The following is an 11,647-nucleotide window of genomic DNA, read 5'->3' on the forward strand; positions in this document are numbered from 1 at the left end:
TTACGCTTCCCCCAGATAGGCTTTGATCACTTCAGGATTGTCGCGGATCTGCTCCGGCGTCCCGTCGGCCAGCGGCGTGCCCTGGTTGATCACCACGATGTGGTCGGAGATGCTCATGACCAGTTTCATGTCGTGTTCGATCAACAGCACGGTGGCGTTGTTTTCCTCACGCAACACGCCGATCAGCGCCTTGAGGTCTTCGGTTTCCTTGGGGTTGAGGCCGGCCGCCGGTTCGTCGAGCATCAGGATCCGCGGGCGGGTCATCATGCAGCGGGCGATTTCCAGGCGACGTTGCTGACCGTAGGCGAGGGTGCCCGCCGGGCGGTTGGCGAACTCGGTCAGGTTGACCTTGTCCAGCCAGTACTCGGCGTACTCCATGGCCTCGCGCTCGCTCTTGCGAAACGCCGGGGTCTTGAACAGGCCGGCGAAGAAGTTGGTGTTCAGGTGACGGTGCTGGGCGATCAGCAGGTTCTCGACCGCCGTCATGTCCTTGAACAGCCGCACGTTCTGGAAGGTCCGCACCACGCCCTTGCGGGCGATCTCGTGACCGGCCAGGCCCTGGATCGGCTGGCCGTCCAGCAGGATGCTGCCGCCGCTCGGCTTGTAGAAACCGGTGAGGCAGTTGAACACCGTGGTCTTGCCGGCGCCGTTCGGGCCGATCAGCGCCACCACTTGTTTCTCTTTCACGGTCAGGGCCACGCCGTTGACCGCCAGCAAGCCGCCGAAGCGCATGCTCAAGTTTTCGACTTTCAGGATCTCGCGGCTCATTTGCGCAGCTCCATGTGTGGACGTTGCATGGGCAGCAGGCCTTGAGGTCGCCAGATCATCATCAGCACCATCATGGCGCCGAACATCAACATGCGGTATTCGCTGAACTCACGCATCATTTCCGGCAGCAGGATCATCACGATCGCCGCCAGAATCACGCCCAGTTGCGAGCCCATGCCACCCAGCACCACGATGGCGAGGATGATCGCCGACTCGATGAAGGTGAACGACTCCGGGGTCACCAGGCCTTGGCGCGCGGCAAAGAAGCTGCCGGCAAAACCGGCGAACGCGGCGCCCAGGGTGAACGCGGAAAGCTTGATGATGGTCGGGTTCAGGCCCAGGGCCCGGCAGGCGATTTCATCTTCGCGCAGCGCTTCCCACGCGCGACCGATCGGCATGCGCAGCAGGCGGTTGATCACGAACAGGGCGGCCAATGCCAGCAACAGCGCCACCAGGTACAGGAACACCACTTTGCTCACCGGGTTGTAGTCGATCCCGAAGTACTCGTGGAAGGTCTGCATGCCTTCGGCTGCGGTGCGGTCGAACGACAGCCCGAAGAACGTAGGCTTGGGGATGCTGCTGATGCCGTTGGGGCCGCCCGTGATATCGGTCAGGTTACGCAGGAACAGACGGATGATTTCACCGAAGCCCAGGGTCACGATGGCCAGGTAGTCACCGCGCAGGCGCAGGACCGGGAAGCCCAGCAGGAAGCCGAACGTGGCCGCGGCCATACCCGCCAGGGGCAGGCAGATCCAGAAACTCCACCCCAGGTAATGCGAGAGCAGCGCGTAGGTGTAGGCACCCACGGCGTAGAAGCCCACATAACCCAGGTCGAGCAGGCCGGCGAGGCCCACCACGATGTTCAGGCCCAGGCCCAGCAACACGTAGATCAGGATCAGGGTCGCGATGTCGACCGCACCGCGCGAGCCGAAGAACGGCCAGATCAGCGCAGCGATGATCAAGGCAATGATGATGTAGCGCTGGGTGCGCGGCAGGGTCAGGAATTGACTGACCTTGGGCGAAACCAGTGGGCCACGGTCGCGCTTGAACAGGGCGCCGACCTGCTGGGTGAACAGCACGCGCAGGAACATCAGCACCGAGCACAGGGCAATGATGGTCAGGGTCACGGGGCCGGTGCCATGCACTTCGAGGTTGATGCCGACAATGCTCAGCTTGAGGCCGAGTACCGGGAAGGCCACGGCCCACACCAGCAAGGCGCTGAAAAACGCCGATTTAAGATATCTGCTCATACTTTCTCAACCTCCGGACGGCCCAGGATGCCGGTCGGACGGAACAACAGCACCAGAACCAACAGGCCGAACGCCACGACGTCCTTGTACTGGTCGCCGAAGATATCGGCGCCAAAGGCCTCGGCCACACCCAGCACCAGCCCGCCGAGCATGGCGCCCGGAATGCTGCCGATGCCGCCCAATACCGCCGCGGTAAAGGCCTTGAGGCCTACCAGGAAACCGGCGTTGGGGTTGATCACGCCGTACTGCATGCTCAGCAGCACGGCAGCCACTGCCGCGAGTGCGGCACCGATGACGAAGGTCAGGGCAATGATGTTGTTGGTGTTGATGCCCAGCAGGTTGGCCATCTTGATGTCTTCGGCGCAGGCCCGGCAGGCGCGCCCCAGACGGGAGCGGGAGATGAACAGGGTCAGGCCCAGCATGGCCACCAGGGTGACGACGAAGACCAGAATCTGCATGTAGGAAATCAGGACTTCTTCCGCGCCACCCGGACCGAAGGAGATGCTCCCCGGGATCAGGTTGGGGATGGATTTATCCTTGGAGTCCTGGGACAGCAATACGGTGTTCTGCAGGAAAATCGACATGCCGATAGCGGAAATCAGCGGGATCAGACGGTTGCTGCCACGCAAGGGACGGTAGGCAACCCGCTCGATACTGTAGCCATAGGCACTGGTCACGACGATCGACGCGATGAACGCGGCGGTCATCAACAGCGGCAGTGAGTGGATACCCATCATGGCCAGCCCGGCAAGGGCGATGAAGGCCACGTAGGAACCAATCATGTACACCTCGCCATGGGCGAAGTTGATCATTCCAATGATGCCGTAAACCATTGTGTAGCCAATGGCTATCAAGGCATAGGTGCTGCCAATGGTCAGGCCATTAACCAGCTGTTGGAAAAAATGATAGATCTCAGGCATTACAGCGCTCCTAAAAACCCGATACGCATTTCACTGGTGGAGTCATGTTCCGGCCCTGTGCTGTGTTCTATGAGCACATTTGCACAAAGCGTTTGCCAGCGAACCGCTGGTGACGGTTTTAAGATTTTCAGGTGAGCCAGCGCCCGGATCGCGGGTGACAGGCCCATAAACCTCGTAAAACAAAGCCCACTGCTCTCACAGTGGGCTTGTTGACCAGTAACGCCTGGCTTACTGAGGGGAAACTTCGGTTTTTGGTTTGCCGAAGTGCCATTCGTAGACCACGAACTTGAAGTCCTTCAGGTCGCCCTTGGCGTCGAAGCTCAGCTCGCCGGTAGGTGTCTTGAAGGTACCCGCGTGGATGGCGGCTGCCACTTTGGCGGTGTCTTCGCTCTTCGCAGCGGCAATACCGCCGGCGATCACTTCAACGGCCGAGTAGGCCGGGAATACGAATGGACCGGTTGGGTCCTGTTTGTTCTTGGCGAACTCTTCAACAATGGCCTTGTTGGCCGGATCGGTGTCGAAGGATTTCGGCAGGGTCACCAGCAGGCCTTCCGAAGCGCCTTGGGCGATCTGCGAGATGGAGTCGTTGCCGACGCCTTCAGGGCCCATGAACTTGGCGTTCAGGCCTTTTTCCTTGGCTTGGCGCAGGATCAGGCCCAGCTCTGGGTGGTAGCCGCCGTAGTAGACGAAGTCGACGTTGGCTTGCTTGAGCTTCTGGATGATCGAGGAGAAGTCTTTGTCACCGGCGTTCAGGCCTTCGAAGACGGCAACCTTGGTGCCTTTCTTCTCGAGAGTCTGCTTGACGGCGGTGGCGATGCCTTCACCGTATTGCTGTTTGTCGTGCAGGACAGCCACGATTTTCGGCTTAACGTGATCGGCGATGTAGTTACCGGCTGCAGGGCCCTGGGCGCTGTCCAGGCCGATGGTGCGGAAGATCAGCTTGTAGCCACGGGCGGTGATTTCAGGGCTGGTGGCCGCCGGGGTAATCATGATCACGCCTTCGTCTTCATAAATATCGGACGCTGGCTGAGTGGAGCTGGAGCAGAGGTGACCGACTACGAACTTGACGCCGTCGTTGACCACTTTGTTGGCGACGGCAACGGCTTGTTTAGGATCGCAAGCGTCGTCATATTCCTTGGCTTCGAGCAACTTGCCGTCGACGCCGCCCTTGGCGTTGATGTCGGCGATGGCTTGCTTGGCACCCATGAATTGCATGTCACCGTATTGCGTCACAGGACCGGTTTTAGGGCCGGCGATACCAATCTTGATGGTGTCAGCTGCGAACGAATGGCCGGCAACCCCAGCCAGGACCATAGCGGCAAACAGTTTGGAAATCTGCTTAGTAGCCTTATTCATAGTGCTCCACTCTTACTGTTGTATTTTTTATAGTTCTAGCGGCCTTGTGAGCTGTAGAACCGGATCAGATATCTCGGATATCCCCCCGGCAGTGCCCTGGCAACTGTACCGGTACAGTGTAGAGCGCCGGTTGATCGCTTGAAAAGCTGGCTGCTGGGGGCAAAACCCGGGTATGTCGCTTAAATGAAAGAAAAAGACAGAATTGCGGCGGGGTGATGCCAGAGTCTCGGGCAATCCTTGGCTTTCCTGACACTTTCAATCGATGCCTCATTTGCAACTGGGTTTTTCTGCCTGACCTGCGACGTTATGATTGCGCCGATTTTTTATTCAGGTGAATTCCCATGACGCAAGAACCTAGCACCCTCTATGCCAAGCTGCTCGGTGAAACCGCCGAAATTTCCTGGAAGGAGCTTGAACCGTTCTTTGCCAAGGGTGCCCTATTGTGGGTCGACGCCGGCCTGGATTTGATCGAGGCCGCCGAGGGCATGGCCGAGGATAACCGTGACAAAGTCGCTGCCTGGCTGGCCTCGGGCAGCTTGGGCGAAGTGTCTGCGACGCGGGCATTGGACCTGGTGGAGCGCGATCCAGGCTTGTGGGCAGTGGTGGTTTCGCCTTGGATCCTGATCCAGGAAAGGGCATCGCAGTCGAAGTAAGCACCTTAATGGTGCGTGTTGTTTCGCTGCAAAAGTGTGTAGCGGAGTAACCGCCAGGGCGGTGATGGCATCTTGCCGTGAAGAAAGGTCACAGCCCAAGGTGACGCGCACGTCATGGGAACAGTTCTCCAGGCGTTGGATGGCTCCGGGAATTGTTTCTCGGTGTGTATATAAAGCGGGTGGCTGTCAGATCGTAGCGTAGGAAGCATCGAATTCCGGTAAAGTTCGCCGCCTGTCATCCGGAGCCCGTTATGCCTTCAGCGCTGCCCCCTCTAGAGAAAACGTCGCAGCAACTGCTTTACCTCATTTACGGTAATCAGGATGTTTACCGGCGCGAAGCGAAATTCAGCATCCTCACCGCGCTGGCGCAGCTCAAGCAGGGCGAGTCGCTGTGCATCCGGGTCATGACCGATCGCCCGCAGGATTTCGCCGGCTGGCCGGTCGAAACCGTTCACCTCGATGAGCAGACCCTCGCCCAATGGCAGGGAAGCAACGGTTACATCCACCGCCGCAAGGCCTGTGCGATTGCCCAGGGGTTGAAGCTGGCGGACAAGACCCTGTTCGTCGACACCGACACGCTGTTCCTCAAATCCCCCCATCGCGTCTTCGAACTCATCGCGCCCGACCAGTATGTGATGGATGGCTTCGAATACGACTGGAGCTATGTGTGCCAGCGCCCCGACTACCTCAAGTTGGGTGAGCACCTGCAGGCGCATGGCATTTGCGCCGGCAATAGTTTCAAGCTCTATAACAGTGGCCTGTGTGGCGTACGCGCCAGTGACACGCCGCTGCTCGAGGCCGCGATTCGCTGGATCGATGAGTGGACCCAGGGCTCGTTCGATATCCACACCATCGAGCAGATCGCGATTTCCTTCGCGATGCGCGACAAGACGGTGCGCGAGGCGAACAAGTTCGTGCATCACTACTTCGCCGACAAGCGCTTCTTCCACGCCATGCAGGCGCACTTTTTCAGTCTCTATGGCGAAGCGTTCGGCCCTGAGCTGGTAGCGCGTTGCCTGGATGTGCCGCAGGTCAAGCCCGTGCCATCCCCTTGGCAGCGGCTGCGGATCAAATGGAAACTGCGCAATCAGCGCAAACACCTGAAGCGGGTCGGTCGCGACTTGCTCTACGGCAGCTCGGCGCCCAAGCACCCGTACTACGACGTGTGTCGACACGGCTGGTGGGAGTCGGCCTTCAAGGAAATTCGTGGCTGGGACGTGGAAGAACAGCAGAAGGTCTTCGGCACCGACGGTGCCGGCTGGCCCAAGCAGTTGCCCCGGCCGCTGAAGCGCGCAGACGAGCAAGTCATCCTCACCTTCCTGCGCCAGCGCGCGGCCGGCTGATGTCGCGACGGCGCCCTGCGGCGCCGTCGCAGCGGTTCAGGCAGTCTTGCCGGTGTGGTTATTCAGCGAAATAACCTTGGTCTTGCCGATGCGGTGACGGTAGATCTCACGCAGGTACTTGATTGCCTTCTTCACGCAATCGCGCGACAGGCGAATGTCATTGATCGACACAAACTTGTCTTTGTCGTTGATCAACTCGCGGTACTTCTTCTCATACATCGGCTTGATCGCGTACCAGTTGGTATCGAGGATCTTCGCCGGGTTTTCGAACTCGTTGAGCAACTCGTCGATACGGTCTTCGTCGAAGTCCTCGTGGATGATGAAGTCCAGGATCGAGTTGTCCAGCGTGTCGTCGAAACGGTACGGGTTGCGCGCAAAGCAGCGTTTGATAAAGGCCACGATCAGCGTGAGGAAGTCATCCGACAGGCACGGGCTTTTCGCGATCAGGGTGGTCAGCGACAGGTTCGCCGATGCACCGATCACCAGGGCGTAGCGCTTGAGCGTGGTGTTGGGGAACAGGCTGTTGAGGTGAGTCTTGAGCCGGTTCAGGTCCATGTAGGACAGTTTGTAGTCCTTGGGCAGGGACACGATCGAGACCACCGACGAGCAGTTCTTGAAAAAGTGCAGGTCATGCAGCGCGGCCGCGTCGTAGCCGGAGTTCTTGTACTGCTCCAGGGACGCTTTGTAGCGCTTGGATTCGATCGGCAGCAGGCTGATGCCTTCGATGGCCTGGGTGACCTTGTTGAAATGCGGCAGGTCGATGGAGCGGAAGAACAGGTCGTCGATGTTCAGGCGCTGGGGCTCTTTTTCGAACACCTTGAATTTGTCGTTGCTCGGCGCCGGGGTTTCCGGGACCACGGACTCTGCGTAGGCAATCGCCACCGGGCCGGCCAGGCTCATGAACAGGTCGTTGGCATCCAGGCGAATGGTTTCGCCGATGTCGATGCCGGCGCGACGGAAGTAGTTCTGATCGTAGTCAGTGGTGACCGCCTGGGCCGTCAGAATGTTGAAGATCTGCTGCGAGATGTATTGGTTGGCGTGTTTTTCCATGGCATTGACGTCAATGTTCTGGATATTGCCGTCATCGCTTTCTTCGGCGTAACGCATGATGTCGTTGGAGATCAGCATCATTGCGTTCCAGGGGCGGATGCGGCCCTTCACGCTGGCTTCGCTGCTGTCTTCATTGGCGAAGTTGTACGAGAAATCCCATTCTTCCGACAGGTACTTGCACAGCAGGCGCCCGGCGTTGATGTGCAGGGCCTCGGACATTTCGCTGCGGTGATCGGAAATATTCGGCAGTACGCAGATGCCGCTGGTGAAGATCGGCTCGAACACAAAGGCGTGGCCGCTCTTGCTGTCGTGCTCGTCGGCGGGCTTGGTGTCGAACGTCTTGTTCATGTACGAGTGCTGCTGGGCCAGGCCGAATTCCGAGGCCATGCCCGAACCCGTGCCGCCGCCGGCGCTGAAGATCGAGAAGTACAGGCGCGACTGGTTGGCCTTGATGCCGCAGGAGTCGATCAGGTACGAGTGGATCATCTTCCAGTCGGGGCTGGAAAAGCGCTGGGTATCCTTGTTGAGGATGATCTTGGCCAGGTACTGGCCGAGGATCGGCGCGTTACCGGCGCCACCGGCATGGACTTCCGACAGGTCCATGATTTTCATCTTGCTGTAGTCGCGCAAAAAGCCGCTTTTTTCGCCTTTGCGCGAGAAGCGGATGCGCCCGGCGATGTCCTTGTCCAGATCGCCCAGCATCACCAGCGGCTCGACCAGGAACACCGGCTTGCTGGCCTTGCCGCTGCCCAGGCGCAGGTTGTTGCGGATCCACTGGGCCGGGCTGTAGCCCTTGTCCAGCGTCTTGTCTTCGGTACTGAATTCGTTGAGGTAGAACTTGCGGGCGTTGTACACCAACTCCGCCACGTCGAGCGCGATGTTCGAACCGCAACGGCCCAGGCCGATCAGGCACACCGAGGGGAATTCCTGCTCGCTGCGCTGTTCGCCGTCGCCTTCCAGGTGGGGCGGGCGTGGGAACACCATATCGCGCAGGCCGTCGAGGTTATCGAGGATGCGGTCGGTATTGGTTTCGGTGAAGTACAGGTATTGCTGAGTGGCCAGCGGGCGCGCGGTGCTCAATGACTTTGAACCTGAGGGCTTGTCCGCAGGAGCTGGGAGCAACACGTCGGATACCACGGTGGCAGAGTTATTTTTAGAAGTCATTGTGCGCCAAGTGCCTGGGCGGATGGCTGGAAAGAATCAAAGGGCCATCACGGAATGGGAGTTCGCGACTTTACAGTGCGTCCTTGTCCGGAACGATCGGGTTTGACCCTGTATGCTCAGGCAAAACCTGGCCGGACTCTGATGAATCGGCCGTTTGTCGGCGTTCTTTAGGCAAATGATGGCGAAATGCCAAAGTTTAGGCGTCAGCGAATTGGCCTGACGATGGAAGTCGACCCTGGGCGCCCGGTGGAAGGCTCTTTCGCTGACGGTTTTTCCTGGGTGCCTGCCACGCTATAAGGGTAGAGCGGGTTACGGATGTCGATACCCTGGATCACGCCGATGATGTCGCTGGCAGGCACCGCCGGGCTCAACAGGTAGCCCTGGACGAAATCACAGCCATGCTTGAGCAGCAGTTCGAACTGGGCCTGGGTTTCCACACCTTCGGTCACCACCTGCAGGTGCAGGGTGTGGGCCATGCCGACAATCGCCTGGACGATCTCGATATCGGCGGTGGACTTGGGAATGTCCTGGATGAACGAGCGGTCGATCTTCAAGGTGTTGAGCGGCAGGCGCTTGAGGTAGGCAAGCGATGAATAGCCGGTGCCGAAGTCGTCGATGGCCAGCGACACCCCCAGCGCGCGGATCTGCCGCAGCAGTGCCAGGGTGCTGCTGATGTTGCCCATCAACGCGTTTTCGGTGACTTCCAGTTCCAGGCGATTGGCGGCGATGCCGCTGAAACGCAGCGCGTCTTCGATCTCGTCCGCCAGTTCGTCGCGGGCCAGGTTCAACGCGGAACAGTTCACGGACATGGTCAGCTCGGTGTAACCCCTGTCGGACAACAGGCTCAGGTCATGACAGGCCTGGCGCAGTACCCAGTGGTCCAATTCGGCAATCAGCCCGTTGTTCTCGGCGATGCCGATAAACCGATCCGGGGCCAGCAAGCCGTGCTGCGGGTGTTGCCAGCGTACCAGGGCCTCGAGGCGCGTGACTTTGCCCAGCTTCATGTCGAAGATCGGTTGGTAGAACAACACCAATTGGTTACGGGTGCGCAGGGCGCCGCGCAGTTCTTCCTCCAGTTGCAATTCGAGGAAGGCGCGGGTTTTCAGGTTGGAGCTGAAGAAGTTGAGGCTGTTACGCCCGGTGTCCTTGGACTGGTACAGCGCCAGGTCTGCGGTCTTCAGCAACTCTTCGCAGGTCAGGCCGTCATCGGGAAACAGGCTGATGCCGATGCTGGTGGTCATCACCATGCGCCGGCCGGCCAGTTCGATGGGTTCTTTCATCTTCTGCATGATGCGCTGGGCCAGGTGCCGTGCCTCGTCGCGGTTGTGGATGCTGATGAGGATGCAGAACTCATCGCCGCCAAAACGCGCGACCACGTCGGCGTGGCTGCGCACCGAGCCCTTGATGTGCCCGGCGAGCACGGTGAGCAATTGGTCACCGGCATCATGCCCGAGGCTGTCATTAATGCGCTTGAAATGGTCGATATCGAGGAAGATCACCGCCATCATCCCCTGTGAAGCGGTTTTTTCCGCGAGTTTCTCTGCAAAGATCTGGTTGAAACCACGGCGATTCAGCAGGCTGGTGAGTGCATCGTAGTGGGCTACTTGCTGCAGCGAGGCGCGCGCCTGGTCGAGTTCGCTGAGCAGCGCGTTGACCCGGCGCAGATCGCGTTCCTTGTGCTGCAGCTTCTTGTCGGCGAGGGCGGCGCTGATGCTGCTGCCGATCACCAGCAGGGTGATCACGGCCACCGACAAACCGAGCTGGATCGGGTTGTTGTCCAGCGGCAGGGACATGTCTGCTCCGGCAGGCACCATCAAGCGCAAGGCGGCCATGCCGGTAAAGTGCATGCTGATGATCCCGGCGCCCAGCACCAGGCTGGCGGCGTATTTGAGCAATTGGTGAAACACGCCGGCGCCGTTGCGCAGGTAGCTCGACAGCAACAGCGCGGCGAAGCTGGCGCCGATGGCAATCGCGATCGAGGCCAGGAACAACCCCGATTCGAAATACGCCTGGGCCTGGGAGCGCATGGCTGACATGCCCACGTAGTGCATCAGCGCGATACCCAGGCCCATCCACACCGATGCCAGCAGGTACTGATGCAGGCGCAGATGGGCGTGACTGAGGGTCTGCATGGCGAACAATGAGGCAATCAGGGCGATCAGCAGCGAGGCGAACGTCATGATCAATTCGTAATGGATGGCGATGGGCGCCTGGAAGGCCAGCATGCTGATGAAGTGGGTCGACCAGATCCCGCCGGCCAGGCAACCGGCGCCGAGCCAACGCCAATGGCGCCTTGCGGTGGGGTCCTCGACATGGCCGACACGCTCAGCCATGTCCAGCGTGCCGAACCCGGCCGCACAAGCGACCAGGTAGGCCAGCAGCACCAGAAACGGGTTATGACTGCAATTGAGTAATAAGTGCCCGCTTTCTGGGAGGTCGGTAAAAAAATGCAGACCCAGCCATTCCATAGCATGTCCCGTCATAGAGTCACGTCACTGCCTGAGGCGATGACCTATGAAGTCGAGTATAGAAGCCTCGCGGGATTCGTCAGCGCTAATGGCACTTTGCTCTCAACCATTTTGGCATGCCGTCCATAGCGTTTAATGCTAAGCGCTGATGGGCAGGTCCAGCTCGAACGGGGCTGTCAGCGGCGCCAGGCCGAACGCGGCGCGGGCGGCGTCGCAATCGACGTTCTGCACGCCCTGGCTCCAGGAGGAGTCGAACTCGCGGCACACACTCGAGCGCTGTGCATAAATTGAGCAACTGGTGCCTTTGCCCACTTCCCCTTCCAGGCTGCAGCAGCGCGCGGGCTTCTGGTCGGTACCGATCATCGCCACGCGGGTGGGGTTGATCTGCACCACCAGCTCATCGGGTACGGTGCCCCCCGACGAGGCGCACTCTCCCCAAAAGAAAGACACACGGAAGTGTGAACAGCAGGCACCGCAATTCAGACACGGACTGGCTTCGGACATGGGCGTCTTCGATAAAAGAGAGTAAGGGGGATGCTACGGAAGGCTCGCCATTCTATCCGTGCCAAGGCCGTTGGGAAGGGGGGCACTCACTTATATTTTTGTAGGCCAAGTCCCGTGGCGCCGGGTGAAATCATGCCCTATCAGCTTTACGAATCATTACAGACAAGCCTT

General features: G+C 59.5%; 9 protein-coding genes. 2 read left to right on the forward strand and 7 right to left on the reverse strand.

What is annotated here, in order from left to right; genetic code table 11:
• The 4 genes from livG to AC07OJ_RS08490 form a co-directional block, all read right to left on the reverse strand.
• Positions 1–768 carry a high-affinity branched-chain amino acid ABC transporter ATP-binding protein LivG gene (livG, locus tag AC07OJ_RS08475; protein WP_012722652.1) on the reverse strand — a complete coding sequence of 256 codons (768 nt, stop codon included), beginning with the start codon at positions 766–768 and terminating at the stop codon, positions 1–3.
• Positions 765–2,018, reverse strand: coding sequence for a high-affinity branched-chain amino acid ABC transporter permease LivM (locus tag AC07OJ_RS08480; protein ID WP_065902953.1), 1,254 nt, complete (start codon positions 2,016–2,018; stop codon positions 765–767). Before AC07OJ_RS08480 ends, livG begins: the two co-directional genes overlap by 4 nt.
• Complete coding sequence (gene livH, locus AC07OJ_RS08485) at positions 2,015–2,938, reverse strand: high-affinity branched-chain amino acid ABC transporter permease LivH (RefSeq protein ID WP_017735932.1); 924 nt, start codon at positions 2,936–2,938, stop codon at positions 2,015–2,017. Before livH ends, AC07OJ_RS08480 begins: the two co-directional genes overlap by 4 nt.
• 228 nt (positions 2,939–3,166) lie before the next feature.
• Positions 3,167–4,294 (reverse strand): branched-chain amino acid ABC transporter substrate-binding protein, encoded by a 1,128-nt coding sequence (locus AC07OJ_RS08490; RefSeq protein WP_065902951.1) that lies wholly within the window; start codon positions 4,292–4,294, stop codon positions 3,167–3,169.
• 341 nt (positions 4,295–4,635) lie between these two features.
• Here AC07OJ_RS08490 and AC07OJ_RS08495 point away from each other — a divergent pair, with 341 nt between their 5' ends.
• Together AC07OJ_RS08495 and AC07OJ_RS08500 are read left to right on the forward strand one after the other, a co-directional pair.
• A complete protein-coding gene (locus AC07OJ_RS08495; protein WP_495094378.1) occupies positions 4,636–4,947 on the forward strand; it encodes a DUF2288 domain-containing protein in 312 nt (103 codons plus the stop codon).
• Positions 4,948–5,198: 251 nt separating this feature from the next.
• Positions 5,199–6,290 (forward strand): hypothetical protein, encoded by a 1,092-nt coding sequence (locus AC07OJ_RS08500; protein WP_106804923.1) that lies wholly within the window; start codon positions 5,199–5,201, stop codon positions 6,288–6,290.
• 36 nt (positions 6,291–6,326) lie between these two features.
• Here the strand turns inward: AC07OJ_RS08500 and AC07OJ_RS08505 are convergent, their stop codons facing one another.
• From AC07OJ_RS08505 to AC07OJ_RS08515, 3 genes are all read right to left on the reverse strand, one after another.
• Positions 6,327–8,504: a hypothetical protein gene (locus AC07OJ_RS08505; RefSeq protein ID WP_106804922.1), complete on the reverse strand. Its 2,178-nt coding sequence runs from the start codon at positions 8,502–8,504 to the stop codon at positions 6,327–6,329.
• Between the two features lie 203 nt (positions 8,505–8,707).
• Positions 8,708–10,972, reverse strand: a complete 2,265-nt coding sequence (locus tag AC07OJ_RS08510; protein WP_495094379.1) for a putative bifunctional diguanylate cyclase/phosphodiesterase — start codon at positions 10,970–10,972, stop codon at positions 8,708–8,710.
• A 138-nt stretch (positions 10,973–11,110) separates the two neighbouring features.
• Positions 11,111–11,476: a YkgJ family cysteine cluster protein gene (locus AC07OJ_RS08515; protein ID WP_120447807.1), complete on the reverse strand. Its 366-nt coding sequence runs from the start codon at positions 11,474–11,476 to the stop codon at positions 11,111–11,113.
• Between the last annotated feature and the right edge of the window lie 171 nt (positions 11,477–11,647).

Source organism: Pseudomonas sp. GW821-FHT09C08, assembly GCF_059418125.1.